The organism is Amycolatopsis dongchuanensis, from assembly GCF_039542405.1.
GTDB classification, from domain to species: domain Bacteria; phylum Actinomycetota; class Actinomycetes; order Mycobacteriales; family Pseudonocardiaceae; genus Amycolatopsis_E; species Amycolatopsis_E sacchari.
This window is the reverse complement of the sequence record NZ_BAABIB010000161.1, coordinates 13,142-38,589: the sequence shown is the minus strand read 5'-3', so window position 1 is coordinate 38,589 and position 25,448 is coordinate 13,142. Positions and strand designations below refer to the sequence as shown.

The following is a 25,448-nucleotide window of genomic DNA, read 5'->3' as shown; positions in this document are numbered from 1 at the left end:
GGGTCCAGCTTGCGGGCGGCTCCGCCCCGGAGTCCAAGACCGGTTGCGTACCCGTTCGTACCCGGCGGGTATCAACGACGGAGGGTTCGGACATGCCTCTCGGCCTTCTCGCCCTCGCTCTGGGGGGCTTCGGGAACCGGTGGCGGGCTACCGCGTCTCGGGCTACGCGGTGAGCGGGGCCATCACGCGGTTCGACCGCAAGAAGGTGCTGCTCTCGCTGATGTTCGGCGGCCTCACGGTCGCCAACGTCCTCGGCGTGCCGCTGGGCAGCGTGATCGGCGGGTACACCGGCGGCAAGGCCGCGGACCGCGCGCTGAACCGGACGCTGATGACGCTGCAGGCCGGGCTCGCCGTGCTGGGCGTGGGTTCACTGCGGCCCCGCCAGGCGCGGACCGGGAACGCCCCCGCGGCCACCGCTCACTGACTCCCGTTCAGCCCGGCGAGGAACACCTCCTCGAACCGGCCCGGATCCGCGCCCGAAGCCGCGATCACCTTGGCACCACGGGCATCCGGCCGGGTGCGGCCCGACTGCGGCCCGTCCTGCACCACGTCGAGCCGCACCGGCCGCACTCCCGTCACGACACGCGGATCACCGAACGCGGCCACCGCCGCCAGCGCGTCCCACCAGTAGAAGATGCCCAGCGCGATCCCGTCCCGCAGCACCGGGTGCGTCATGATCCGGTGCACGGTCCCGGCGCTCGCGGTGGTGCCCTCGGCCCCGATGCGGTCGACGTAGGCCTGCCTGATCGGCACCTGGTCGGTCGCGTCGAGCGGGGTGAGGACGACGGGCAGCGAGCGGAACACCTGCCGCGCCGACGCCGGGTCCAGCCACACGTTGAGCTCCTGCGTGTTGTCGAAACCGGGCAGCGCCTCGCCGAAGAGGTTGCCCGGCACCGAGACCGCGCCACCCATCACGTGCACCTCGCCGATCTTCCGCGCCACGGGGCTGCCCGGCGGCACGGCGCGGGCGAGGTTGCTCAGCGGTCCCGTCGCCAGCACGGTGACCTGGCCCGGAGCTTCGGCCAGCGTGCGCCGGATCAGCTGCGCCGCCGTGAGGGTGGCGGGCGGCGGGGTGCGCCCGGCGTCGCCGAGCGCGGCGGTGAGCACGGTTTCCATGTCCCGCACCGCACTCGCGGGTGCCGCGTGCACGCCGGGCTCGGCCCCCTCGGCGACCGGCACGTCCGGCAGCCCGCACTCCGCGAGCACGCTCAGCGCGTGCTGCCGCGTGCGGCCTGGCACGCCGAACCCGTTGTCCGCCACCGTGACCGCGCGCAGGTCGATCCGGTGCCGCTGGTGCTGCACGCACAGGTACGCCAGCGTCGAGGCGTCGTCGACGTCGAGATCGCTGTCGTAGATCACCGGCACCGGCCGCGGTTGCGCGGTCGCGGGTGTGGCGAGCAGTGGCAGGACGAGCACGAGCACCAGCAGGACGATCCGCACGGCAGCCTCCCCAGTGAGCGCCAACCATGACGCATCCTGTCAGGGTTCGCGGCGAAAGTGGCCGCATGAGCACTGACTTGGCAGGAAAGGTGGCACTCGTGGCGGGCGGGACCCGCGGCGCGAGCCGGGCGATCGCGGTGGAGCTGGGACGCCGTGGCGCGTTCGTGTACGTGACCGGGCGGACGTCCGGGCAGCACCGGTCCGAGGTGGGCAGGCCCGAGACGATCGAGGGCACGCTGGAGCGGATCGAGGAGGCCGGCGGCACCGGCACGGCGATCCGCGTCGACCACCTCGAACCGGACCAGGTGCGGGCGCTGGCCGAGCGCGTCGACCGCGAGCACGGGCGCCTCGACATCCTCGTCGACGGGCTGTGGGGCGGTGACGAGTACATCGGCTGGGGCAAGCGCGTGTGGGAGATGCCGGTCGAGCACGTGCTGCGGTCGATCCGGCTCGGCGTCGACGCGCACCTGATCACCAGCCACTTCCTGTTCCCGCTGGTGATCCGCAACCCCGGCGGGCTGGTCGTGGAGATGACCGACGGGACGGAGGAGTACAACGCGCGGTACCGCGAGGGCACGTCCATCGGCTTCTACGTGGCGAAGGCGGCCTCGCACAGCATCGTCAAGGCGCAGGCGCACGACCTCGCCGAGTACGGGGGCACCGCGGTGGCGATGACGCCGGGCTGGCTGCGGTCGGAGGCGATGCTCGACGTGTACGGCGTGACCGAGGAGAACTGGCGCGACGCGCTGGTGAAGGTGCCGCACTTCTGCATCTCCGAGTCCCCGCTGTTCGTCGCGAGGGCGGTGGCGTCGCTGGCCGCGGACCCGGACCGCGCGCGGTTCTCCGGGCAGACGCTCAGCAGCGCGCAGCTGGCGAAGGTCTACGGCTTCACGGACGCGGACGGCAGCAGGCCGGACGCCTGGCGGTACCTCGACGAGGTGCAGGGGCCGGGCAAACCCGCGGACGCCACCGGCTACCGGTGACGGTCGGCCATCCGCCGTGCGGCGTCCGCGAACGCGGCCCGCACGGCGGGTGGCCCGAGGACCTCCACCTCCACGCCGAGCCCGAGGAGCTGCCCCGCGGCGACGGGCGGTTCCTCCAGCGCCAGCTCGATTTCCACCCAGCCGTCGGCATCCGGCGGACCCGCCGCCCGCAACGCCGCGAGCGCCGAGTCGGCATCGACCAGCCGGGGCAGCAACCGCGTGCCGCGGGGGCTCAGCCGCAACCGCACCGGGTACCGCTGCAGCGACCGCTCGAACTCGGCCGACGACCGCTGCCACCAGCTTGCCAGGTCGAAGTCGGCGGGCCGCTCGAAGCGCTCGTCGCTCGGTTCGACCGTGGCGATGCGGCTGACCCGGTAGGTGCGCAGCGCCTCGCCGACCCGTGCCACCAGGTACCAGACCCCGGCCTTGAGCACGAGCCCCAGCGGTTCGAGCGTCCGCTCGACGGTGCCCTCGCCCCGCCGGTAGGTGACCGTGACGCGGTGCTGTTCCCACACGGCCCGCGCGATCTCCGCGAGGTGCCCGGCGTCCTCCTCCTCGGAGTACCAGCCCGGTGCGTCGAGGTGGAAGCGCTGCGCCAGGTGCTGTGCCTGCTCCCGCAGGGGCGCGGGCAGTGTCGCCGACACCTTCGCGTGCGCGGCGGAGACGGCCGTGCCGAGGCCGAGTTCGGCCAGTGCGCGCGGCACGCCCATCGCGAAGATCGCCACCGCCTCGCGGGAGGTCAGCCCGTCCAGCCGCGTCCGCCAGCCGTCGACGAGCCGCACCCCGCCGTACCGGCCGGTCTCCGTCCACAGTGGAACTCCCGCGGCCTGCAGCGCGGAGATGTCGCGGTGCATGGTGCGTTCGGACACCCCGAGTGCCCCGGCCAGCTCGGCCACCGTGGCGCTGCGCCTGCTCTGCAACGTGAACAGGAGGGCGACCAGACGTTCCGCGCGCATGCCCGCATTGTGCCCGCCTAGAATCGCGGCATGAGCTCCCGGCCGATGACGTTCACCGAGCACGCCCGTCGGGAGCAGATCATCGAGTGCACGATCGACCTCGTCTCCACGAAGGGTTACCGCGGCACGTCGCTGTCGGCCATCGCCGAACGGGCGGGTATCTCCAAGGCCGCGGTCCTGTACCACTTCTCCTCGAAGGAGAACCTGGCGCAGGCGGCGCTGGAGCACGTGTTCCGGCAGTTCGGGGACTACGTGCGCGAGCGCGTCGAAAGCCAGCCCGACTCCCGCGCGGCCGTGACGGCGTACGTGCGCGCGATGATCGGCTACCAGTCGGCGCACCGGCGGCACGTGCGGCTGATCACCGAGGTGCTGCTCGACGACCAGGACGGCACGAAGCTCAAGGCTCCCGGCTCGCACGACGCGGGCGGCCGGTGGCAGACGCTGGCCGGGCTGCTGGCGGACGGGCAGCGGGCGGGGCAGCTGCGGGAGTTCGACACGCGGGCGATCGCACTGGCGATCGGCGGCGCGATCGACGGGGTGGTGTCGCACTGGCTCGCCCACCCCGAGCTCGACCTCGACGCCGCCGCGGACGAACTCGAAAGGTTCGTCCTGGCGGCGATCGCGTAGCTACGAGGGGATCGGCGAGCGGGGCCCGGAGTCCGGCACCTCCGCGTAGTCCGGCAGTTCGAGGCCGTTGAGCGCGCGCTCGATCAGCTCCATGTCCCACTCCTCCGGCGCCGGGCCGGGTTCGATGCCGGGCCCGGGAACGTCGCGGCTGCGCGCGTTCAACCGACCGATCTCCTGGTTGGCCTCGACGAACGGGCGCATCCGCGCCTCGTAGGCGGCGAACCCCGCCTCCGGGTCCCACCCGGCGGCGGCCAGTTCACCGGCCAGCACGTAGGCGCCGACCAGCGCCAGGCCCGTGCCCTGCCCGGACAGCGGTGACGAGCTGAACACCGCGTCCCCGAGCAGCCCCACCCGTCCGCTGGACCAGCGGTCCAGCACCACCTGTGCGACCTGGTCGAGGTAGAAGTCCGGGGTGTCGTCCAGGTGCTCGAGGAGGCGCGGCGCCAGCCAGCCGAGATCGGCCGCCCGCTCGCGCAGCAGGCGCTTCTGCGCCTCGACGTCGCGGTGGTCGACGTCGAACTCGCCGGCGGGGAAGGAGAACATGGCCATCCCGCGGGTGGCGTCCTGGATGGGCCGCAGCAGGGCGGAGCGGCCGGAGGCGGGCTCCTGGTACTCCAGCAGCCAGCGGTCCAGCCCGAACTCGTTGGGCACGCTGTAGAAGGCCAGCACGTGCCCGAGGTGGCGGACGAAGCGCTCATGCGGCCCGAAGACGTGCGCGCGCAGCGAGGAGTGCAGCCCGTCCGCCCCGACGACCAGGTCGAAGCGCCGCCTGCCACCGCCCGCGAAGGTCACGTCGACGCCGTCCGCGTCCTGGGCCAGCTCGGTGATCCGGTCGCCGAAGACGTACTCGACGCCGTCGCGGGTGTCGTCGTAGAGCACCCGGGACAGGTCCCCGCGCAGGATCTCGATCTCCGAGATGTACCCGTCGCCGCCGTCGTCGTCCGCGCGGTAGGTCTCCAGGACGGCGCCGTCCGCGTCCACCACGTGCGCGCCGGCGGTTTCGGTGCGGACCGCGCGCACCGCGGGGTCGAGCCCCATGCGCCGGATGACCTCCTTGGTCACCCCGCGCGCGTCCACCGCCTGCCCGCCGGGCCGCAGCTCGGGGGCCCGCTCCACCACGGTCACCTCGGCTCCCCGCCGGTGCAGCCAGTGGGCCAGCGCGGGCCCCGCGATGCTCGCCCCCGCCACCAACACCCTGGTGCCGCTCACAGTGCCTCCCGCTCGTGCGTGTTCCTGCCGTCGGAGAGGTAGACCCCGCTGGGACGTAAAACTCATCGGCCCTGAGGCCGCGCGAAGGCGGGTGCGTGCTCGGGTCGCAGCCCGATCCCGCCGAGGTAGGCCGTCACACCCGCCAGCGCCGGGAAGCGGCGCACGGCCCGCAGCGGGGCGGGCAGCTCCGTCAGCGTGCCGTCGAGCGCGGGGCGCAGCAGCATGTCGTGCTCGCCCAGCTGCTGGCGCTGGATCACGCGCACCGGGAACTCCCGGCGCTTCTGCACCTTCGCCAGGTCCTTTGTGGACACCCGGCCGGAAAGCAGCGGCCCGGCGAGGATCCGTGCCGCGGCGACGGCGTCCTGCACCGCGAGGTTCACCCCGACCCCGCCGACGGGGGACATCGTGTGCGCCGCGTCCCCGAGGCACAGCAGGCCGTCGGTGTACCACCGCGGCAGGCGGCCCATCGTGGTCTCCAGCAGCTTCACGTCGTCCCAGGACCGGATCACCGACAGCACGTCCGGCGCCCAGCCGAACAACGCGCCGAGGCGCTCGCGGAACCACTCGATGCCCTGCGCGCGCAGCCGCGCGTCGTCGCCCTTGCGGATCAGGTACGAGGTCTGGAAGTAGTCGCCGCGGTCCATCGTCACCGCGGCCTGGCCACCGCCGAACACGCCGAACACCCGGCCGTCGCGCTCGGCGTGCGGCGAGGCGGGCACCCGCACCGACCACACGTCCATCGGCACGGGGAACTCCCTCGGCCGCAGCCCCGCCGCCCGCCGCACCACCGAATCGCGGCCGTCGCACGCCACGACGAGATCCGCGGCCAGCTCGCCGTCGCCGCTGGCGTCGCGGTAGGTCACGCCCGTGACCCGGCCGTGTTCGCGGCGCAGCCCGGTGATCTCGGTACCCATCCGGAGGTCCAGCGCCGGCTCGGCGTCGGCCAGCAGCTCCAGGAAGTCCCACTGCGGGACCATCGCTATGTAGGGGTGCCGCCCGCGCAACCGCCCGAAGTCCGCGGCCACGACGGTTTCGCCGTTGATCCGCATGCGCATCTCGGTCAGCTCCCGCCGCGGCAGGGCGGCGAAGCGCTCGCCGAGGCCGAGCTCGTCCAGCAGCCGCAGGGTGGACGGGTGCACGGTGTCCCCGCGGAAGTCGTGGAGGAAGTCGTCGTGCTTCTCCAGCACCGCGACCCGCACCCCGGCGCGCGCGAGCAGCAACCCCAGCATCACCCCGGCCGGCCCACCGCCGGCCACACAACACGTCACGTGCTCCATGGCACCGAGACTAACCGATCGGTCAGACCACTGACCACTCGGTCAGAACGCCTTCACGAAAGGGGCATCCCGGTCAGCGCTACTATCCGCACGGTCTGTGGCGGAACGATGACGAGTAGGCGGGCATGGCCGAGCGGTTCGAAAAGTTTCCGGTCGAGGGCGTCGACCTGGACCACCCCAACGTGGCCAGGGTGTACGACTACTACCTGGGTGGTAAGGCCAACTACGCGGTCGACCGCGTGTTCGCGGAGAAGGCGCTGGAGGCCTTCCCGTTCGTGCGCCCGGCGGCCAAGTCCAACCGGCTGTTCCTGCACCGCGCCGTGCGGTACCTGGTGAAGCAGGGTGTGCGGCAGTTCATCGACGTGGGCTCCGGCGTGCCGACGATGGGCAGCACGCACCAGGTGGCCGACGAGCTGAACACCGGCACCCGCGTCGTGTACATCGACAACGAGGCCGTCGCCGTCGCGCACTCGCAGATGCTGCTGGAACAGGACGGCGACCCCGACCGGCACGCGGTGATCCGCGCGGACCTGCGGGACCCGGACCTGTTGTGGCGCAAGGTCCGCGACAGCGGCGTCATCGACTTCGGGCAGCCGGTCGCGCTGCTGCTCATCGCCGTCCTGCACGTCACCCAGCCCGGCCCGGACGGCACGGACGTCGGCCCGGAGGCCGTCGCGCGCTACCGGGAGCTGCTCACCCCCGGTTCGTACCTCGTGCTGTCGCACGGCACCGCCGACGGGGTGCCGGAGAGCCGGGCGCGCGAGATGGCGGAGTTCGGCAAGATGTACGACAACACCGCGACCCCGGTGATCTGGCGCCCCCGCGCGGAGATCGAGGCGCTGTTCGGCGACCTGGAGATGGTCGAGCCCGGCGCCACCTGGACACCGCTGTGGCGCCCCGAGGAGAACGGCGACAACGCGCCCGACGTCCGGTTCGACTCGCCCAACGACTCCGTGGTGTGGGCGGGGGTCGGCCGCAAAGCCGGGTAAGCGCTTTCCGCCGTCGGATATCCTGCTCCACCAGGGCACCGAGACCGCGAGGAGCGCCAGTTTGCGCAAGGACGACAGCGAGCACGCGCCGGCGGCGCCGCGCGACCTGGATCTGGACAAGCCGAGTTCGGCCCGCGTCTACGACTGGTACCTGGGCGGCAGCACGAACTACGTCGTGGACCAGATGTTCGGGGAGAAGGCGGACAAGCAGTTCCCGCTGATCAAACCGCTGGCGATGTCGAACCGGCAGTGGCTGGGCCGGGTGGTGCGCGCGGCGCTCGACGAGGGCATCACGCAGTTCCTCGACCTGGGGTCCGGGGTGCCGACGGTGGGCAACGTGCACGAGATCGTGCGGCAGCACGCGGCGCCGAAGTCCGATCCCCGCGTGGTGTACGTCGACTACGAGCCCGTCGCGGTGGCGCACTCCGAGATCATCCTCGACAAGCAGGGCGCCACCAAGTGGGCCGGCGTGGTCCGCTGCGACCTGCGGGACCCGGAGGAGATCTTCGCGCACCCGGTCACCCGCAAGCTGCTGGACTTCCGCAAGCCGGTGTGCCTGCTGATGGTGTCGGTGCTGCACTTCGTGGGCGGCGGGGACAACGTGCTCGACCTCGTCGCGCGCTACCGGCGCCAGCTCGCGCCGGGCAGCTGGTGGGCCGCCAGCCACATCACCACCGACGACGCCCCCGAGGAGGGCGCCGCGCAGATCGGCGCGCTCGCCGAGTCCTACCGGCGCACGCAGAACCCGGCCTGGCTGCGGGACCGCGCGGAGTTCGAGTCGTGGTTCGCCGGGTTCGAGCTGGTGCCGCCCGGCATCGTGCACCTCACCGACTGGCGGCCGGACCCGGTGGAGGCCGTGTTCCCCAAGCTGGAACCGGAACAGGTCAGGCCGTTCTACTGGGCCGGCGTCGGCCGCGTGCCGGAAGGCTGACGAGTGCGCGCTGCTCGAACCGGGTGACGCGCTGGTGCGGCCCGTCACGGCGACGTGCGACCTCGACCGGGCGGTGATCGCGGGGCTGACGCCCTTCGACCCAGTGCCCTCGCTGGGGCACGAGTGCGTGGCCGAGATCGTGGAGCTGGGGCCGGACGTGCCGGGCCTCGCCGTGGTGCCGTGGCACGTTTCGTGCGGAAGCTGCGAGAACCGCCGCGACGGCGCGCCGTCGCGGTGCGCGGCCGTACCGCGGCACGCGATGTTCGGCCTGCCGCTGGGCGGGGACTGGGGCGGGCTGTTCGGCGCCGGACAACCTCGTCGACGCCTACCGCCGCGTGCTGCTCGGCCGGCGGCGCCTGCCCGGGGCGCCGGTGCTGGTGTTCGGCGGGACGAGCATCGGCCTGTGGGCGTGTGCGTTCGCCGGGGCGGTGAGCGGGTGGGCTACGTGGACGGCGACAAGCGCCGCCGGCGCATCGCGGCCGGGCATCCGAAGGGGCTTTCGTCGGCGCTGCGGGCCACCGCGCCGGGCGGGTACTGCCACAGCGTGGGCATCTACTTCGCCGACACGCGCGTGCCGACCGGGCCGATGTACCTGAACGCGGTCACGCTCACCACCGGCCCACCCGACGTCACCCCGCACCTGGCGGACGTGCTCACCGTCCTGAGTGGACACTGCCGGAGAGGTGCGCCACCGCGTACTCCCGGAACGCCGTCACGAGCGGCCCGTGGTCGTCCGCCCGCGTGGCGAGCACGACCTGGCACGGTTCGACGCCTTCGAGCGGGATCGCGGTGAGGTCCGGCCGCAGGGTGGCGATGCGGGCGGACGCCGGGAGGATGGCCACCGCCTGCCCGCTCGCCACGAGCTCGATCTTGTCGTCCGCCGCGTTGATGAGGGGACCGTCCGGCGCGCGGCTGCCGTCGGGGCGGGGGTCGATGCGCCAGAAGGCGTCCCACAGCGGTTCGTCGGCACGGGGGAGCGGTTCGTCGGCGATGTCGTCCAGCGTCACGGATTCCTTGCCCGCGAGGCGGTGGTCGACGGGCACGACGAGCACCCGGGGTTCCTCGTAGAGGGCGGTCACGCGCAGCCGGTCGGCCTGCAGCGGCAGCCGGGTCAGCACGGCGTCGGCGCGGTGGTCCAGCAGGGCTTCGCGGGTTTCGTGCCAGCCGAGGTTCACGGTGCGCACCTCGGCGTCCGGGAACCGGCGGCGCAGCTCCCGCACGGCCGGGGTCACGACCAGGTTGAGCAGGCTGCCGACCGTCAGCCGGTGGGGCCGGGAGGCCGCCAGTGCGCGCGCCGCCGCCCGCTCCGCCGAGCGCAGCAGCGCCTCCGCGTCGGCCAGGAAGGCCTCGCCCGCCTCGGTGAGCCGCGTGCCGCTCGGCGTGCGGTCCAGCAGGCGCACGCCGAGCTGCTGTTCGAGCCTGCTGATCTGACGGCTCAGTGAGGACTGCGTGACGTGCAGCGCGGCCGCCGCGCGGCCGAAGTGGCGGTGCTGCGCGAGCACCGTGAAGCACCGCACGAGTCGCAGGTCGAGGTCGGCCACCACCCCAGCCTAGCTGCGGTGTTGCGCGAACCGCATCGCCGCGTGCGGAACTTTCATTGGACGCGGGCCCGGGCGCCGCTCCACGGTGGGAGCAGCACAACGGGAGGATCTTCAATGGGAAACGTGGTCGAAGCGGCCCGGCGCGCGCTGGGGCCGGCCGGGGTGATGCTGCCGGTGTCGTTCACCGGGCTGCCTCCGGCGGCGGCGCAGCGGGAGGCGGCGGTCCGGTTGTCGGAGGCCGGCTGGCCCGCGGTCTGGACCAATGAGGTCGTCGGTGGCAAGGACGCGCTCGTGCAGCTCGCCGTGCTGCTCGCGGCGACGGAACGGACCGTGTTCGGCACGGCGGTGGCGAACCTGTGGGCCCGCGAACCGCAGACCCTGCACGCCGCGGCGGCCCAGCTGGCGGAGGCGTACCCGGGCCGGTTCGTGCTCGGTCTCGGCGTGGGGTACCCGGCGCAGGCGGAGGGCACCGGACGGCGGTTCGGCAGCCCGCTCGCGACTGTGCGGGACTACCGCGAGCGCATGGACGCCCCCACGGCGCCGCCCGCGCCCGAAGCGGCGTACCCCCGGCTGATCGCCGCCAACGGCCCGAAGATGCTCGCGCTCGCGGGGGAACTCGCCGACGGCGCACTGCCCGCGGGAGTGCCGCCGGAGTTCACCGCCGAGGCCCGGCGCGTGCTCGGCCCGGACAAGCTGCTGGTGGTCTGCCTGCCGGACGTGACGGAGGAGACGGCCGCGGCGCGGGTCGCCGCACAGCGGGCGGCGGGGGCCGACCACGTGGTGCTCATGCTGCCGCGGGACGGGGATTTCGCCGAGGGTGCCGCGAAGCTGGTGGCTCTGCACGAGGTTGTGGAGGCGGGACGATGAGCGGGATCTGGGTACTGGGCGGGACGGGCCGCACGGGCCGCGTGATCGCCGAGGAGCTGCTGGCACGGGGGATGTCGCCGGTCCTCGTGGGCCGGGATCAGGCACGGCTGGACGAACTGGCGGAGAAGCTGGGGGCGCGGACGCGGGTGGTGGCCTCGGCGTCGGCCGTGCCCGCCGCGGTCGCGGAGGAACGGCCCTCGGTCGTGGTCAACACGATCGGCCCCTTCAGCGGGACCGCGCTGCCGATCGCGCGCGCGTGCCTGCGGGGCACGCACTACCTGGACCTGTCGAACGAGCTGGCCGCCGTGACCGGCGTGCTCGACCTGCACGAGGAAGCGGTCGCGGCGGGGAGCTGCCTGGTGCCCGGTGCCGGGTTCGGCGTACTGGGCACGGAAAGCGTCGTGCTGCGGCTGTGCGCGGGGCAGCCGGCGCCGGAACGGGTGCGGGTGGACGCGGTGGCGTCGGTGGCGATGGAGGAGGGGATCTTCGGCGAGGCGCTCGCGGCCTCGCTGCTCGACGGCTTGACCGGCGGTAGCCGCCGCTACGCCGGTGGGCGGCTGGTGCGGGCGAGGCTCGGCAGCGGGTTCGAGCGGCTCACCCTGCCCGACGGGACGACGGTCGGCACCACGGCGTGGCCCTCCGGGGAACTGGAGGTGGCGTGCCGGGCCAGCGGGGCGCCGGACGTCGTCGCCGCGACCGGCGCGATGCCGTCCGGGCGGCTGGTGCGGGCGCTGCTGCCGGGGGTGGCCGCGCTGGTGTCCGTACCGCCGCTGCGCCGCGCACTGAAACGACGGCTCGCCGCGATGCGGGTCAAGGCGCGCCCGGCGCCGCGGGAGTTCACGTGGGCGCGCGCCAGGGCGTGGTGGCCCGACGGCAGCACACGGGAGGGCTGGCTGCGGGCGGGGGAGGGCATGGCGTTCACCGCCGCCGTCGCCGCGGAGGTCGCCGCGCGCCTCGCCCGCGGCGAAGGACGGCCAGGTGCCCGGACACCGGGTGCGATGTTCGGTCCCGAGCTCGCGGAGGCAGCGGGAGGACGGTTCGTCCCGGGCGCGTAGGACGGCCGTTCGGTCGTGCTGACCCCGGGCGGGTCGTCGAGGCGCCGACGAAGGCGATGCCGATCGGCTCCTCGACGGAAAACGGGGCGGGTGCCGGTCCGGCACCCGCCCCGCTGACCGTCCACTCGCGACTGTCAGGTCACGACACCGGGCGGCGCAGGCGCCTGCGCAGTGCCCAGCCACCGCCGAACAGGCCCAGCACCCCGGCGAAGCCCGCGGCCACCATCGGCACGGTGACGACCGTCACCGCGGCGTTGGAGGTGTTGTTCGCGGGCACCGGGTCCGGCTGGACACCCCGCACGGTCGCGGTGTTGCGCAGCAGGTCCACCGTGCCGTCGGCGGTGCCGGTCACCGTGATCTGCCTGCTCTGCCCCGCCGGCAGCAGCCCGCCGGTGCAGGTCAGCGTCGACCCGGAGACCGAGCAGCCCGCCGTGCTCGACGAGACGTTCGTCAGCCCGGCCGGGATCTGGTCGGTCACCGTGTAGCCGGACGAGTCGCCGCGGCCGTTGTTCGTCACGACGAGCAGGTACGTCACCGTCCCGCCGACGTTCACCTCCGGCGTCGCCGCCTTCACGATCGCCAGGTCCACCGGGAGCGGGGTGTTGGTGATCGTGCACGTGATGTCGTCACCGGGTTGCGGGGCCACCGCCTTGCTGGTGCCCGCCCCCGACGGCAGCACCGTCGTGCTGCCCGTGGTCGCGTTGCGGCACGTCCACGCCTGCGAGTAGCTCGCCAGCGAACTGCCCGCGGTCGCGGCCTCGCTCAGGGTGTAGCGGCCGCCGTTGGCGCGCGGCAGCACGGTGAGCGTGCCGGTCGTGGCCGTCGCGGCCGTGCCCGTCCTGGCCGAGCCCGCCAGGGTGCCCTCCGGCGAGGTCACCCGCAGGTCGAAGGAGTCGCTCGGCCGCACCCGCGAAGCCACGGACTTGGTGAGCGTCAGCTTCGAGGTCATGACGGCGAACGCGACGCCTTCGCCACCCCCGGTGCTCTGCAGCGTCTGCGAGAACGAGGTCGCGCCGACCGACTTGACCAGCACGGTGCCCCACGTCCCGTTGGTGCTGTTCGCACCGGCGCAGCTGACCGTCGTGGTGCCCAGCCCGGTCACGCTGTTCTGGCAGCCGCCCGCACCCGCGCCGGGGCTGAGCCGGGCGAGGAGGTCGATGCGCTGGTTCGACCGCCACGTGATGCCCTCGTTCGCCGCGGTCGCCTCGGCGTCCGCGCCGACCAGCGCGTAGCCGGTCACCTGTGCGCCCGCCGAGTCGCGGACCACGATGTTGCGCAGGGTCACCACGTCGACCCAGACCCCGGTCGTCCCGCCGGCGTTGGCCATCAGCGCGGGCTGCCCGGGGATGCCGCGGTAGGCGCGGTTGCCCAGGTAAGCGGGACCCCACGTCGGTACCGCGGCCGCCCTCAGCGGCCGGAACGCGTTCGTGCCCTGGGGCCGGTTGATGACGTTGAAGGTCATCGTGTAGCCGCCGGGGAGCCGCATCGTCATGTTCTGCCCGGCGCTCGACCGGGCCTGGGTGTCGTTGTAGTTCGCCATGTTGATCCAGCACAGTGTGGAGGCGCTCGGGCCACCGGCGCCGTACCCGCACGAGGCGGCCGTCTGCGCACCGGCGCCCGGTGCCGAGACCACCGCGGCCAGTGCCGCCAGCCCGCCCACGGCGAGCAGGCTGCCCAGCCGCGCCAGGCGTCTGCCGATTCGTGACATCGATCCCCTCCTTGGGTTTCGGTAGATGTCACCTCCTCGGACCGGAGGGCACCGGGAGAACCTCACGCGGCTCGTCCGAGCGGGGGAGGACCACTCGATGAGATGATCAAGGTTCGCGGACGCGGCCGGCGGTCAATCCTCCTGGTGTGCCTGAGGACGACGCGCTGGAAAGGTTTCTCCGGCGCTGCCGCGAGCACGGGATCGACCTGCAGGAGGCCCGGCGCGCGCTGGCGCACGCGCGCGTGGTGGTGCAGTCCGGCAAAGTACTGGAATCCGACCCGTACCGGCTCGCGTGGCGATGGCTGCGGCGCCGCGCCTGAGCGCCTATCCGCCGTACCGCTCGCGGAACGCCGCGAAGCCCGGCGGGCGGTACCGGTCGTCGCTGTCGTACCGGTCGGACGCCGTGGGGGAGAGCGCCATCCCCGCCGCGCCGGGGGTGTCGTGGCGGAGGCGGTGCCAGGGCCGCTGCAGCCGGTAGAACCGCCGCCGCGACTCGTGCAGCGGCCCGGCCGGGTCGGGGGCCACGGCGGGCAGGGAACCGCCTTCCGCGCCCCAGCCGCCCGCCTCGGTGAACGCGTCCTTCCGGAACCCGAGCCCGAATTCCGCGGCCTGGTCGGCCATCCACAGCAGCGCGACGTCGGCCGACGACGCGTCCGGGTAGCCGCCGCCGACGTCGCCGTGCACGCCGGGGAACCACACCTGCCGCACCACCTGGCCCGGCTCGGGTTCCCGTTGCGTCCACAGGGTCGGCGCGAACGGACGGCGCTTCTCGTCGATCGAGACCGCGTGGCACGCCCCGTCGACCCGGCCGCTGAGTTCGGTGTCGTGGAACGCCCACCGGCGGTTGAGCAGCCGGGTCAGGAACGCCGGGCCCACCGCGGGCACGCCGAGGCTGCCGACGGTGTCCCACACGCCGATGAACCGGATGCGGGTTTCGTGGCTGTAGGAACGGCGGAACAGCTGGGACTCCACGTCACGCGGGCGCACCGCCCTCGCCCGGTACAGGTCGTACGCCTCGGGCAGCCGGTACGCGTGCTCGTGCCGCAGCACGCCCGCGTTGCGGATCAGGCCGGCCGTGCTGCGGGCCGTGTACGCGCCCCGGCTGAACCCGAACAGGAAGATCTCGTCGCCCGGCTGGTAGTTGTCCACGACGAAGCGGTACGCGCTCCGCACGTCACGGGACAGGCCGAACCCGAACGCGCCGCCCCGCAGGCGTTCCCGCCGGTAGGTGCCGACGCCGGGGTGGTAGTAGAGCAGCTGGGGCACGCCGTCGGTCTCGTCGGCCACGGCGAGCGCCAGCTTGGTCACGTTGGTGGGGCACGGTTTGCCGCCCTGCAGCTGGTCGGGCCGGTTCCAGGTGCCGTCGCAGCAGATCACCAGTCGTCTCATGGCGGGCCTCCCCGCGGTCGGTGGCGGATGCCGCTCCCCGGAGCGCAGGATAGACCCCAGCGGCCGATCCGCGCGGGTTCTTGCCTGATCCTGCCCCGTTCGCCAGGATCGGGCTTGCGGGACGCGCGGCGGCGCTGCTTGTGTGGGAGCGTGCAGACGTTGCTGGACGAGATCCGCGAGCGCATCTCCGCGCACGCCCGGCCGGACCTGGGCAGCGCCGTGCCGGGGCTGCTGCTGTCCAAAGTGGACCAGGTCGAGCCCGAGTACGCGCTGTCCGAACCGCTGCTGATCGTGATGGCGCAGGGCGGGAAACGCTTGCTGCTGGGGGACCGGGCGTACGAGTACCGCGCGGGGCAGTGCCTCCTGGTCACCGCCGACCTGCCGGTCACGGGGCACTACGTCGACGTGGCGCCGGGCCGTCCGGCGCTGTCGCTGGGGCTGGTGCTGCGGGCGGCCGTGATCGCCCCGCTGCTGCTGGAGGCCGCGGCCGGGCGAAGGCCCCGGCCCGAGGCGGCCATCGCGACGTGCGAGGCCGGGCCCGACCTGCTCGACCCGGTGGCGAGGATGCTGCGCCTGCTCGACCGGCCCCAGGACGTGCGCGTGCTGGCCCCGCTCATCGAACGGGAGATCCTGTGGCGCCTGCTGACCGGGCCGCTCGGCGGCCGGGTCCGGCAGATCGGGCTCGCCGACGGCGAGCTCGCGCACGTGACCAAGGCGATCCGCTGGATCCGCGAGCACTACGCCGAGCCGATGCGGGTCGAGGACCTCGCGCGGCTGGCGGGGCTGAGCGTTTCGGCGTTCCACCGGCACTTCCGCGCCGTCACGACGTTGAGCCCGCTGCAGTTCCAGAAGCGGATCCGGTTGCAGGAAGCGCGTTCGCTGCTGCTGGCGCGGCCCGGGGACGTCGCCGGGGTCGGGCACCTCGTGGGGTACGACAGCCCGTCGCAGTTCACGCGCGAGTACCGGCGCCTCTTCGGCGCCCCGCCGGGACAGGACGCGGCCCGCCTCCGCGCGGACGCGTGAGGCGGGCCGGGCCGGGGTCAGGCGGGAGAGTAGAAGCGGTACTCCGCGGAGTAGGGGACGGCCTGGAGCGCTCCGTCGGTGCACTGGCCCGCCGGCGCGACGCCGCCGCGGGTGGCCAGCCGCTGGATGTAGTCCACCGAGCCGAACAGCCCGGTGCCGCGGTTCGCCGTCGCCTTCAGCAGCAGCTGGGGCACGGCTCCCTCGACGGGCACGTTCGCGACGGCGCTCCCGGTGACGGCGCTGCCGTCCGCCGGGGAGATCCACTGTGGACCCTTGGTGTGCAGCACCACGGTGCTCCCGGAGCGCAGCACGGCGGCGGGCTCCAGCAGCGTCCACGCGCCCGCCGAGCACGTGTACACCTGTGCCCCCTGCTCGACGTGGGCGGCCAGGACGAGCTTGTGCCCGTCGGGCACCTGGAGCTCCGGCGGAACGGGGGTGTACCGGGTGGTGGCGCTAGTGGTCTGGACCTTTTCGGTCGTCGTGGCCGTGGTGGCGCCGGCATAGCCCGCGGTCACCAGACCCGCGGCGAGCAGGACGGCGACCGGTAGTGCACGTTTCATCGGAAATCCTTCCGGATCGGCTCGGGGCCTCGCACTGGGTGGTACGGGCCCCGGCGACCGCCGGCTCACGTGCCGGGGCGTTCGGACGCCATCGCTGCACGTTCAGGCAGCGGCAGCCCGGCCGGGACCTGGGCGGGACGGTGCACGGTGCGGCCGATCGCGTCCGCCGCCCACCCCCGGGGTCTCGTCATCAGCGGGCGAGCCCGCGGGCCATCGCCCGCAGCAGGCGCGTCAGGCGTGGTTCGAAGTCGAGCGCGGCGTGCTCCCAGCGCGGGTTCTCGGCGTAGAGCCGGGCGAGCGTCGCCGTGGGGTGGGAGACCTGCCAGAGGTTCGCGGTGATGCCGACCGCGGCGGTCACCAGGTCCCGTGCCTGGGCCGGGGTCAGCGCGCCCGCCTTCGCCAGCGCCTCCACGATGTCGTCGTAGGCCCCGAACGACGCCGCCTTGAACCGGCGCGCGCGGTCGATCGCGACCTCGCCTTCGAGGCTGAGCGGGACGTGGGTGAGCAGGTCGCAGAACAACGGCTGCGCGGCGAGGGTTTGCGCGACGGCGGAGGCCGTCTGCTCGGGGGTGAGGTCGTGCGCGCCGGAGACGCGGGCGAGGAGGGTCTCACGCCACTGCCGCCAGCCGCGTTCGGCGAGCTCGAGGAGGAGTTCCTCCTTGCTGTCGAAGTAGCGCCGGACCGCTGAGGGGTGCAGGCCGGCGGCCTCGGTGACGGCGGCGAGCGTGACGTGGCGGACCCCGCCCCGTTCGGCGGCGAGGGTGCGCGCCGCGGCGAGGAGGTCCTCCGTGCGCTGGAGCTTGGCTTCCTGCGAGCGGGCGCGGCGGTGCATGACCCCACTGTAACGCACGTCCCTTGCGTTACGTGCTACGGTGGTTTTAACGCAATCGGATTGCGTAAAAGGAGAGCTGTCATGTCCCAGGTTTTTCTCGTCACCGGTTCCTCGCGCGGCCTCGGCCGCGAGATCGTCACCGCGGCACTGGCCGCCGGGCACCGGGTGCTGGCCACGGCCCGCGACCCGCGTTCGCTCGGCGACCTGGTCGCGGCCCACGGCGACCGCATCCGCGCGGCACGCTTCGACGTCACTGACGCCGGGGCCGCGGAACGGATCGTCGCCGAGGCGGTCGAGGCCTTCGGCCGGCTCGACGTGGTGGTGAACAACGCGGGCCAGGCTGACCGCGCGGCACTGGAGGACACGACGCTGGAGGCGTTCCGGCGGCAGATCGACACCAACTTCTACGGCACCGTGTACCTGAGCAGGGCCGCGATCCCGGTGCTGCGCCGCCAGGGCGGCGGGCACCTCATCCAGGTGTCGTCGGTCGGCGGGCGCATGGGCACGCCGGGCCTGAGCGCCTACCAGGCGGCGAAGTGGGCCGTCGGCGGGTTCTCCGAGGTGCTCGCCAGTGAGGTGCGGCCGCTCGGCATCAAGGTCACCGTGCTCGAACCCGGCGGGATGCGCACGGACTGGGCGGGGTCGTCGATGCACACCCCGCCGGTCAGCGAGCCCTACCGGGCCACGGTCGGCGCCGGGGCCGAGGCGATGCGGAACTTCAAGCAGGAGGCCTACGGCGACCCGGCCAAGGTGGCGCGGGTCGTGCTGACGGTCGCGGGGCTCGACGAGCCCCCGCTGCGGCTGCTGCTGGGCAGCGACGCCTACCGGCTCGGGCGGGGCGCCTGGGCGCGCCGGCTGGACGAGGACGAGAAGTGGCGGGAGCTCAGCGTCTCCACCGACCACGACGAGGCCGGCGGGGACGTCACGCGCTGGGCGGGGGAGTAGCCGGGCCGCGGGCGCGGCCCGGCCGTGCGCTACACCGGGGTGTAGGTGAGGCAGTTCGCGGCGTGGTCACCACCGGGGCCGACGCGCACGCCGGAGGCGGTGCATTCCAGCGAGGAGTTGAACCGGCAGTCCGTCCGGGAGCAGGCGCCGACCTGTGCGACGACCTTTTCCAGGCCGCCCTTGGTGTTCAGCGGGACGAAGGTGCCGCAGTCGGCCGAACCGTTCTCGCCGCTCACGGTGATCGCGTACGCGTGGCAGCCGTCGTGGTTGTAGGAACAGCCGGTGACCGTGCAGTCGGCCACGGGGGGCATCTCGGTCGTGGTCATCTCCGCCTCCTGGGAACTGTTTCGTGGTGGGTCGTCGATGCGGTACCCCGGAGAATGCCACCGCATGCCTCTTGGCGCAGTTTCCCGTTGTTTAGGTGAGCCTTTCCTGATTCCCTTTTCCGGCCGTGTTTTCCCAGCTCCGGGGCCCCCTGTGAATTCCCCGGCGGAATGGCCCGAATCGCATTCCCGCCTCATCGGGTGAGGCGGGGCCTCCCCGGCCGCGGCCTCCTCCGCGCGGAGGAGGCCGTCATGTCCGCCGCACCGGGCGCGTCTTCAGGGTCGTAGTCGGCGAAGTGAGAGGACAGCCATTCAGATGTACGCAGGTGGAATCAACCCCCACATCGGTGGGACGGCCGGGGGTGTCGGCGGGGTGCTCGCGGCCACGGGCTCTCCGGCGCTCGGTCTGATGCTCGCGATCGGAGCGATGCTGATCTTCGCGGGCCTGACGTTCGTCCGGAAGAACGTGGTCGCGCGCAACCTCGCCGCGCTCGGCGGTGACGTGCCGCGGCCGTTCGGGGGAGGGGCCGTCTGAGGGGAGACGGCGGGAACCCGGTGCCCGGGCGGATGACGCATCCGCCCGGGCACCGGGCTGTCCGGGGCCCTGCGCCGATGACCCGTTCGGGGCCGTCATGTCCGCCGCCGTCCTCCGGTCCTAGGGGGAGAGAAAGTCGTTGCGAAGGCGAGGGGACTGTTGACTCGGATGTACGCAGGTGAAACCAGCCCGCAGGTCGGCGGGGCTCTCCCGGTGCTCGGACGGTGCGGGGGAGGACTCTCGTGAGCAGTGAAAGCATCCCGGCGCCGTGGGCGGGCGTCCCGGCGGGCGCGCCGGGTGACTCCGGCAGGAGACACGCGTGGGTGGGCTGGCTGGCCGCCGCGTGCTGCGCCGCGATCGTCGTGACGATGATCGTCTTCCAGGAACGCTACCGCGTGGGGGAGACGTGGCTCGCCAGTGAGGTCGTGAGCGGTGTGCTGGGCCAGCACACCTTCCCGCTGCCCGGCCGTCCCGTCATGTACTTCCAGACCTCGGCGTCGCCGGGGATCATGGGCATCATCGTCTCGCTCGCGTGCAGCAGCGTGCTGCTGGTGGCCCCGCTGTTCGCGATCTCCGGCGCGATGTTCCTGTCCACCGCCCGCTCCCGGGGCCGCGTCGTGCTCGCGACGCTGGTCGCGTTCGTCATCATCGCCGTCGCCAACAACATCCGGCTCACGCTGATCGTCGCGCTCGCCGGGAGGTTCGGCAAGACCGGGCTCGACTGGGGGCACGTGCTGATCGGCTCGCTCGTGATGCTCGCCGCGGGCGGTGCCGCGATCCTCGTCTACCTCCGGATCATGACCGGCCACCGGCCCCGCCGCAGGCGCAAGGAGGAGGCGGTCGAGGGATGAGCCTCCTCGAGGTCTCGATCAGCCTGTCGTTCTTCCTCGGCCTGATCTTCCTCGCGTACGTGTGCATCCTGGTGCGCGGGTTCCTCAAGGCCAAGCCGGAACGCCCTGGCGACCCCGGGGCGCTGGACTGGCACTTCATCATCCCGTGCCGGGACGAACAGGCCGTCATCGGCGGCACGCTGGACTACCTGGAGACCACGTTCCCCGAGGCGCACCTGTGGGTCATCGACGACGCCTCCACCGACGGCACCGCCCGCATCGTCGCCGGGCACGCCGAGCGCAACGCCAACGTCCACCTGCTCACGCGGCGGCTGCCGGACGCCCGGCTCGGCAAGGGCGCCGCGCTGAACCACGGGTACCGGGAGATCAGCGACCACGTCGGGGACACCGGGGCGCGGGCGAAGACGATCGTCGCGGTGGTGGACGCCGACGGCAGGCCGTCGCCGAACATGCTCCAGCTGTGCGCCGGACCGGACGCGTTCGAGGACGAGACGGTCGGCGCGGTGCAGGTCGAGGTCCGCATGGTCAACCGCGACGTGGCACGCCCACTGCCCGGCAAGGGGCCGCTGGCGAACAGGTTCGCCGCGATGCTCGCCCGCATGCAGGACATCGAGTTCCGCGGGCCCATCTCGGCCATGCAGATCACGCGCCGCAAGACCGGCACCGTGAACATGGGCGGCAACGGGCAGCTCAACCGGCTGACCGCGCTCGACTCCATCGCGGGCGAAAAGCGGGAGCCGTGGGGCAACGCGCTGCTGGAGGACTTCGAACTCGGGCTGCGGCTGATGCTCGCGGGCTGGAAAACGGCCTACAGCCGCAGTTCCTGGGTCGACCAGGAGGCACTGTGGACGGTGCAGCCGCTGGTGGTGCAGCGGACGCGGTGGGCGCAGGGCTCGATGCAGTGCTTCCGCTACCTGCCCAGGGTCTGGGGCTCGCCGTGCTTCTCCACCGCGGGCTTCCTGGAGATCCTCTACTTCATGCTGCGCCCGTGGGTGCAGGTGATCGGTTCGGTCGTGTACGTCATCCCGCTCGCGGTGTTCGCGTTCAACGCGGCGGCCTACCGCGACTTCATGCAGGGCTTCCTGCTCAACGGCGGGCTGCTGCTGATGTTCGCCTACGCGATCGTCGGCATCGGGGAGTTCGCGATCTGGGGCTGGTTCTACCGGTCCCGCTGCGAACCCGGGGTGAGCCGGCGCTCGGCCCTCTACTACGGGCTCGCGGTGGCGGTGTACTCGGTGCTCAACTACGTGATCGCCTGGCGGGCCTTCGGGCGGTTCGTCACCGGGCGGGGCAGCTGGAAGAAGACGCGGAGGAACAGCGAACTGGCCGGGGCGCAGCAGCCGGCCGTCGCGGAGGCGGTGGCGAAATGAAGCGGTCCGGAAAGGTGCGGCGCGGCTTCGTCCGCGGCGCCTGGGGAAGTCTGCTGGTGGTCGTGACGCTGGGCGGGGTCGCCCTCGCGGCGGCCGGGTTCATCCAGAGCCCGCCCGGCCTCGGCGCGGGGCCCCTGCTGACCAAGTGGGAGGTGGGCTCGTGCCACGAGCTCGACGAGGCGGTCGAGACGTCGTGGGCGTTCCTGACCGACACCAAGCCGTCCGTGCGCTGCGACGCCGAGCACACCACCGAGACCTACCAGGTGGTGGAGCTGACCGGTGAGCTGGCGGCGGCGAAGGAACGGCCGAGCCCGGTCCTGCTGCAGAAGGAGGGACCGCCCCTGTGCCAGGGCGATGCCCTGAACGCCTACGTCGGCGCGGACGACCGCGACGCGGTGCGGGACCTGACGACGGTGACGTTCTTCCCGACCTCGGAGGAGTGGAACGCCGGTGAGCGCCGCATGCGGTGCGACGTGATGAGTGTCCCTCGTGGACAGTTGTCGCCGGTCGCGGTGTCGTTCCCGTTCAAGGACGCCATGAAGACGAAGGAGGGCTCGCGCTTCCGCACGTGCCGCCTGGACGCGAACGAGGTGACGTGCGCGGTGCCGCACAACCGCGAGCTGGTCAACCCGTGGCTGCTGTTCGGCACGGACCAGATCGAGAAGGGCAGGGACTTCATGGTCGGCGTCGCGCAGCGGTTGTGCGGCCCCGAGGCCGAGGCCTACCTCGGTGCCCCGCTGAAGTCGCGGCCGGACCTCACTGTCGTGGTCGAGGTACCGGGTGACCCGTCGATCCGGCAGGACAGCAGGGTGGGCCGGTGCTGGCTGGCGCCGTCCGACCCGAAGGCGACCCTCGACGTCAGCGTGCGCTCGTACGCGAAGGGGGAGGGGGCGTGACCGTCGCGAAACTCGCCGCGCCGCTCGGGGCCGGGCGGCGCGCGTGGGGCTGGCTCGCCGAGCCGGGACGCCGGATCCCGGTCGTGTCCGCCACGATGGGTCTGCTGTGGACCGTGATCATGCTGTGCCGGCTGTTCGTCGGCGGCGCGGTCGGGCTCGCGGACAACTTCGACGGCCACCGCCTGATGTGCCAGCTGCAGGTCGCCTCGGTGCCGAACGGGCACGACGTGTGGGCGTACCTGAACCCGGTGTACGACACGCACGTCTGGTACGGCGAGGCGTGCAGCGCCGGTGGCACCGGGGAGCCGTACTACAGCAGCGAGTGGTACTTCCTGTGGCTGGCGAAGCTCCTGACGCCGCTGTTCGGTTACCACCACGCGCTCGACCTGCGGATGCTCGGGATCGTGGTGTCGGTGTTCTTCGGCGTCGCGATCGGGCTGATCTGCGCCGCGCTCCCGCTGCCGGTGTGGGTGCGGGTGCTGGTGGTGTCGCTGATCGGGCTGTTCACGGCCGACTCGGCGATCGCGCCGTACTTCATCTCGCCGCTGAGCGAGCCCGCCGCGATCATCGGGATGCTGTTCATCATCGCGGCCCTGCTGCGGCTGCTGCGCCGGAACTACGCCACGGTGTCCGACCTGCTGCTGGTGTCCGCCGCGGTGCTGTGGACGGTGGTGGCGAAGACGCAGACGATCACGATGTTCGCCGGGGTGCTGCCGGCGATGCTGATCCGGCCGGTGCGTTTTCCCTTGCTGGCGAAGATCTTCCGGCGTCGGCGGGAACCGGGGATGGGGCCGGAGCCGAGGCCGCGACTGGCGCGCCGCCTGGTCGTCGGCGGACTGCGCCGCACCCCGGCGTTCGCGATCTGCGGGCTGCTGGTGTTCGGCTGCCTCCAGTTCTCGGCGTCGCAGTCCCGGTGGCTCACCGAGATCTACTACTTCCACCAGGTGTTCGAGACGATCCTGCCGCTGGGTTCCGACCCGAAGCAGGACCTGCGGGACCTCGGCGTCGACGAAAGCCTCGCGAAGTACAACGGCGAGTCGATCCTGGCGCTGTCCGGGCCCGGCGAGGTGCCGCAGGGGTACCGCGAGTTCCTCGACACCATGAGCATGGGCAAGATCGTCGAGTTCTACGCCACGCACCCGGGGCGGATCTTCGCCGTGCTGGACAAGGGACTCGACGCGGTGACGGAGGCCAGGCCCGGCTACCTCGGCAACTACCTGCCGGACAGCGGCGAGCCCGCCTACGCGCACGAGAACCGCGTGTTCGTCGGGGAGGCGCTGTTCACGCTGTTCCGGCCGTTGCGGTGGGTGGTGTTCCCGGTGCTGTGGCTGGGTTCGCTGGCGCTCGGGCTGTGGCTGGCCTTCCACCGCAGGCTCGGGGCGTCGGGCCGGGGCCTTGGCTGGGTGCTCGCGGCGATGTCGCTGAACACCATGGCGCAGCTGGCGTCCGTGCTGCTGTCCGACGGGATGAACGACATCGTCAAGCACTCGGTCTTCGTGGTCTACAGCACCTACCTGCTGTTCCCGTTGCTCGTCGCCGCGCTCGGGGCGCTGGACAAGATCGGCAGGCCCGATCAGTTCCTGCCGGACCAGCGGCTGCCCAACACGGGGGTGCCGTGGCCGTGGCAGCGCAAGCGCCTGCGCCGGGAGGAGCGGATCCGGCAGGAGGCGAGACGGGCCGCGGAGCGGGAACGGGAGCTGGAGCCGGTGTGATGAGAACTGCGAACCGTGTGCGGCTGGGGTGGCGGCCGAGGCTCTACGGGGCGCTCGGCTCCACGTTCGTGACGATCGGGCTGGTCCTGCTGCTGTTCGGGGTGTACCACCTGTACGTGGTGCCCGCGAAGACCGACCGGGAGCAGCACGCGCTGGAGCAGGAGCTGGACCGGCAGTGGGACCAGCCCGATCCGGCCGGGTTGCCCGCGCCGGTCGTGGGCAACCCGTGGGACACCGGGGCGCCACCGAACGGGAAACCGTTGGTGCGCCTGACGATCCCGCGCCTGAACCTGCACTGGGTGGTGGTCGAGGGCGTGACGCTGGCGGACCTGCGCCGCGGTCCTGGCCACTACCCGGGCACCGCGTACCCGGGGCAGCTGGGCAACTTCGCGGTGGCCGGGCACCGCGCACCCCGCGTGTTCTGGGACCTGGACCAGGTCGCGGCGGGGGATCCGGTGTACGTGCAGGCAGGGTCCACTGTGTACACGTACACGGTGACGGGCACGGAGATCGTGCGGCCCAGCGACGTCGACGTGATCGCGCCGGTGCCGGACAACCCCGCCGCGCAGCCGGTGAAACAGGTGCTGACGTTGACGACGTGCAACCCGAAGTGGGCGAGCTACCAGCGCCTCATCGTGCACGCCGACCTGACCGGCGTGCGTACCGTGCCACCGGACACCGTGGTGGGCTGACCGTTTCCGGCAGGACCGGACGAATCCGGACGAACCGGGCCGCGTCACCCGGATGCCGGATGTGCCCCGGTCCGTGCGCGGGCATGCTCGGTGTCGCCGGTTTCCGGGCGATGACCGGGGGAGGATCGATGACAGCGGTGCGGCGCCTCGCCGTCGTGGGGGTGACGGCGATCGCCACCGCGGGGTTCTGCGGCCTAGGTGTCCACAGTAGACCGGATCGGACCGGCGCCGCTCAGCTCCTCACTCGCCGTTCAGCGGGCGCCGGTCGCCGAGCCTGCGGACGATCTTCTCCGAGATCGTCCGCAGGGCCCGCAGCTCGTCGGCGTCGAGGGCGTCGTAGACCACCTCGCGGACGTGTTCGACGTGCGCGGGCGCGGCCTCCCGCAGGTGGCTGTACCCCGCCTCGGTGAGGATCGCGTGCATGTAGCGGCCGTCGGCCGGGTCCGGCTCGCGGCGCACGAAGCCGCGCTTCTCGAGCCTGCCGACGAGGTGCGAAAGCCGGGACTGCTCCGAGTTCACCAGCACCGCCAGGTCGCACATGCGCATCCGGTGGTCTGCCTGATCGGACAGGCCCGCCAGCACGTAGTACTCCAGGTAGCTCAGCTGGGAGTCCCGCTGGAGCTGCCTGCCCATAGCGTGGGGCAGCTCGTTGAGCAGGAGCGTGAACCACTGCCAGGTCTTCAGTTCGCCCGCGTCCAGCCAGCGGGGCCCGGCGGAGGAGGGGGAACGTGACATGC

The 25,448-nt window shown here is 72.7% G+C and carries 27 protein-coding genes and 1 pseudogene; 17 read left to right on the top strand and 11 right to left on the bottom strand.

The genetic code is table 11. The features are described from left to right. Positions 1–139: 139 nt before the first annotated feature. A complete protein-coding gene (locus ABFX51_RS36875; protein WP_346056567.1) occupies positions 140–424 on the top strand; it encodes a hypothetical protein in 285 nt (94 codons plus the stop codon). Here the strand turns inward: ABFX51_RS36875 and ABFX51_RS36870 are convergent. Continuing rightward, complete coding sequence (locus ABFX51_RS36870) at positions 418–1,440, bottom strand: nucleoside hydrolase (protein WP_346056566.1); 1,023 nt, start codon at positions 1,438–1,440, stop codon at positions 418–420. The genes ABFX51_RS36875 and ABFX51_RS36870 overlap by 7 nt on opposite strands. A 65-nt stretch (positions 1,441–1,505) precedes the next feature. Between ABFX51_RS36870 and ABFX51_RS36865 the strand changes: the two genes are divergently transcribed. Continuing rightward, complete coding sequence (locus ABFX51_RS36865) at positions 1,506–2,423, top strand: SDR family oxidoreductase (RefSeq protein WP_346056565.1); 918 nt, start codon at positions 1,506–1,508, stop codon at positions 2,421–2,423. On the opposite strand, the gene ABFX51_RS36860 is transcribed toward ABFX51_RS36865, so the two are convergent. Then, the gene (locus ABFX51_RS36860) at positions 2,414–3,379 is read right to left on the bottom strand and encodes a helix-turn-helix transcriptional regulator (protein ID WP_346056564.1); all 966 of its coding nucleotides are present in this window, start codon (positions 3,377–3,379) and stop codon (positions 2,414–2,416) included. The genes ABFX51_RS36865 and ABFX51_RS36860 overlap by 10 nt on opposite strands. A gap of 30 nt (positions 3,380–3,409) precedes the next feature. Between ABFX51_RS36860 and ABFX51_RS36855 the strand changes: the two genes are divergently transcribed. After that, on the top strand, positions 3,410–4,006 hold the full coding sequence (locus tag ABFX51_RS36855) for a TetR/AcrR family transcriptional regulator (RefSeq protein WP_346056563.1): 597 nt from the start codon (positions 3,410–3,412) through the stop codon (positions 4,004–4,006). Here the strand turns inward: ABFX51_RS36855 and ABFX51_RS36850 are convergent, their stop codons facing one another. Beyond that, positions 4,007–5,215, bottom strand: coding sequence for an FAD-dependent monooxygenase (locus ABFX51_RS36850; protein ID WP_346056562.1), 1,209 nt, complete (start codon positions 5,213–5,215; stop codon positions 4,007–4,009). A gap of 62 nt (positions 5,216–5,277) precedes the next feature. Further along, the gene (locus ABFX51_RS36845) at positions 5,278–6,492 is read right to left on the bottom strand and encodes an FAD-dependent oxidoreductase (RefSeq protein WP_346056561.1); all 1,215 of its coding nucleotides are present in this window, start codon (positions 6,490–6,492) and stop codon (positions 5,278–5,280) included. A 125-nt stretch (positions 6,493–6,617) separates the two neighbouring features. On the opposite strand from ABFX51_RS36845, the gene ABFX51_RS36840 reads away from it, so the two are divergent. From ABFX51_RS36840 to ABFX51_RS39760, 3 genes and pseudogenes are all read left to right on the top strand, one after another. Continuing rightward, on the top strand, positions 6,618–7,481 hold the full coding sequence (locus ABFX51_RS36840) for an SAM-dependent methyltransferase (RefSeq protein WP_346056560.1): 864 nt from the start codon (positions 6,618–6,620) through the stop codon (positions 7,479–7,481). A 61-nt stretch (positions 7,482–7,542) separates the two neighbouring features. After that, complete coding sequence (locus ABFX51_RS36835; protein ID WP_091505422.1) at positions 7,543–8,412, top strand: SAM-dependent methyltransferase; 870 nt, start codon at positions 7,543–7,545, stop codon at positions 8,410–8,412. 10 nt (positions 8,413–8,422) lie between these two features. Continuing rightward, positions 8,423–8,683, top strand: a pseudogene (locus ABFX51_RS39760) (alcohol dehydrogenase catalytic domain-containing protein); the annotation flags it as partial. Between the two features lie 382 nt (positions 8,684–9,065). On the opposite strand, the gene ABFX51_RS36830 reads toward ABFX51_RS39760, so the two are convergent. Then, the gene (locus tag ABFX51_RS36830; RefSeq protein ID WP_346056559.1) at positions 9,066–9,953 is read right to left on the bottom strand and encodes a LysR family transcriptional regulator; all 888 of its coding nucleotides are present in this window, start codon (positions 9,951–9,953) and stop codon (positions 9,066–9,068) included. A gap of 114 nt (positions 9,954–10,067) precedes the next feature. Here ABFX51_RS36830 and ABFX51_RS36825 point away from each other — a divergent pair, with 114 nt between their 5' ends. Together ABFX51_RS36825 and ABFX51_RS36820 are read left to right on the top strand one after the other, a co-directional pair. Then, positions 10,068–10,820: an LLM class flavin-dependent oxidoreductase gene (locus tag ABFX51_RS36825; RefSeq protein ID WP_346056558.1), complete on the top strand. Its 753-nt coding sequence runs from the start codon at positions 10,068–10,070 to the stop codon at positions 10,818–10,820. After that, positions 10,817–11,875, top strand: a complete 1,059-nt coding sequence (locus ABFX51_RS36820) for a saccharopine dehydrogenase NADP-binding domain-containing protein (protein WP_346056557.1) — start codon at positions 10,817–10,819, stop codon at positions 11,873–11,875. Before ABFX51_RS36825 ends, ABFX51_RS36820 begins: the two co-directional genes overlap by 4 nt. A 139-nt stretch (positions 11,876–12,014) precedes the next feature. On the opposite strand, the gene ABFX51_RS36815 is transcribed toward ABFX51_RS36820, so the two are convergent. After that, positions 12,015–13,583: a DUF11 domain-containing protein gene (locus tag ABFX51_RS36815; RefSeq protein WP_346056556.1), complete on the bottom strand. Its 1,569-nt coding sequence runs from the start codon at positions 13,581–13,583 to the stop codon at positions 12,015–12,017. A gap of 146 nt (positions 13,584–13,729) precedes the next feature. On the opposite strand from ABFX51_RS36815, the gene ABFX51_RS36810 reads away from it, so the two are divergent. Beyond that, a complete protein-coding gene (locus ABFX51_RS36810) occupies positions 13,730–13,903 on the top strand; it encodes a hypothetical protein (protein ID WP_177228620.1) in 174 nt (57 codons plus the stop codon). A 4-nt stretch (positions 13,904–13,907) separates the two neighbouring features. Here the strand turns inward: ABFX51_RS36810 and ABFX51_RS36805 are convergent, their stop codons facing one another. Continuing rightward, positions 13,908–14,972, bottom strand: a complete 1,065-nt coding sequence (locus ABFX51_RS36805; RefSeq protein ID WP_346056555.1) for a DUF2235 domain-containing protein — start codon at positions 14,970–14,972, stop codon at positions 13,908–13,910. 159 nt (positions 14,973–15,131) lie between these two features. Between ABFX51_RS36805 and ABFX51_RS36800 the strand changes: the two genes are divergently transcribed. Then, a complete protein-coding gene (locus ABFX51_RS36800) occupies positions 15,132–15,995 on the top strand; it encodes an AraC family transcriptional regulator (protein WP_428832535.1) in 864 nt (287 codons plus the stop codon). Positions 15,996–16,012: 17 nt separating this feature from the next. Here ABFX51_RS36800 and ABFX51_RS36795 read toward each other — a convergent pair whose 3' ends face one another. Both ABFX51_RS36795 and ABFX51_RS36790 read right to left on the bottom strand, forming a co-directional pair. After that, positions 16,013–16,555, bottom strand: a complete 543-nt coding sequence (locus ABFX51_RS36795) for a DUF3455 domain-containing protein (RefSeq protein ID WP_091505416.1) — start codon at positions 16,553–16,555, stop codon at positions 16,013–16,015. A 190-nt stretch (positions 16,556–16,745) separates the two neighbouring features. Continuing rightward, positions 16,746–17,387, bottom strand: a complete 642-nt coding sequence (locus ABFX51_RS36790) for a TetR family transcriptional regulator (protein WP_091505415.1) — start codon at positions 17,385–17,387, stop codon at positions 16,746–16,748. 81 nt (positions 17,388–17,468) lie between these two features. On the opposite strand from ABFX51_RS36790, the gene ABFX51_RS36785 reads away from it, so the two are divergent. Next, positions 17,469–18,332, top strand: a complete 864-nt coding sequence (locus tag ABFX51_RS36785) for an SDR family NAD(P)-dependent oxidoreductase (protein ID WP_091505414.1) — start codon at positions 17,469–17,471, stop codon at positions 18,330–18,332. Positions 18,333–18,361: 29 nt separating this feature from the next. On the opposite strand, the gene ABFX51_RS36780 is transcribed toward ABFX51_RS36785, so the two are convergent. Beyond that, positions 18,362–18,658: a DUF1540 domain-containing protein gene (locus tag ABFX51_RS36780; protein ID WP_091505413.1), complete on the bottom strand. Its 297-nt coding sequence runs from the start codon at positions 18,656–18,658 to the stop codon at positions 18,362–18,364. A gap of 313 nt (positions 18,659–18,971) precedes the next feature. On the opposite strand from ABFX51_RS36780, the gene ABFX51_RS36775 reads away from it, so the two are divergent. The 6 genes from ABFX51_RS36775 (at position 18,972) to ABFX51_RS36750 (ending at position 24,711) form a co-directional block, all read left to right on the top strand. Then, on the top strand, positions 18,972–19,190 hold the full coding sequence (locus tag ABFX51_RS36775; protein WP_091505412.1) for a hypothetical protein: 219 nt from the start codon (positions 18,972–18,974) through the stop codon (positions 19,188–19,190). Positions 19,191–19,432: 242 nt separating this feature from the next. Further along, on the top strand, positions 19,433–20,041 hold the full coding sequence (locus ABFX51_RS36770) for an exosortase/archaeosortase family protein (protein ID WP_143249835.1): 609 nt from the start codon (positions 19,433–19,435) through the stop codon (positions 20,039–20,041). Further along, entirely contained in the window at positions 20,038–21,411 is a 1,374-nt protein-coding gene (locus tag ABFX51_RS36765) for an XrtP-associated glycosyltransferase (protein WP_091505410.1), read from the top strand. The genes ABFX51_RS36770 and ABFX51_RS36765 overlap by 4 nt, the downstream gene beginning before the upstream one ends. Further along, positions 21,408–22,307 (top strand): septum formation family protein, encoded by a 900-nt coding sequence (locus tag ABFX51_RS36760; protein WP_091505409.1) that lies wholly within the window; start codon positions 21,408–21,410, stop codon positions 22,305–22,307. Before ABFX51_RS36765 ends, ABFX51_RS36760 begins: the two co-directional genes overlap by 4 nt. After that, positions 22,304–24,019, top strand: a complete 1,716-nt coding sequence (gene wsfD, locus ABFX51_RS36755; RefSeq protein WP_346056553.1) for a glycan biosynthesis hexose transferase WsfD — start codon at positions 22,304–22,306, stop codon at positions 24,017–24,019. The genes ABFX51_RS36760 and wsfD overlap by 4 nt, the downstream gene beginning before the upstream one ends. After that, positions 24,019–24,711 carry a class E sortase gene (locus tag ABFX51_RS36750; RefSeq protein WP_346056552.1) on the top strand — a complete coding sequence of 231 codons (693 nt, stop codon included), beginning with the start codon at positions 24,019–24,021 and terminating at the stop codon, positions 24,709–24,711. The genes wsfD and ABFX51_RS36750 overlap by 1 nt, the downstream gene beginning before the upstream one ends. Positions 24,712–24,951: 240 nt before the next feature. On the opposite strand, the gene ABFX51_RS36745 is transcribed toward ABFX51_RS36750, so the two are convergent. Next, positions 24,952–25,446 (bottom strand): MarR family winged helix-turn-helix transcriptional regulator, encoded by a 495-nt coding sequence (locus tag ABFX51_RS36745; RefSeq protein WP_346056551.1) that lies wholly within the window; start codon positions 25,444–25,446, stop codon positions 24,952–24,954. Positions 25,447–25,448 lie beyond the last annotated feature (2 nt).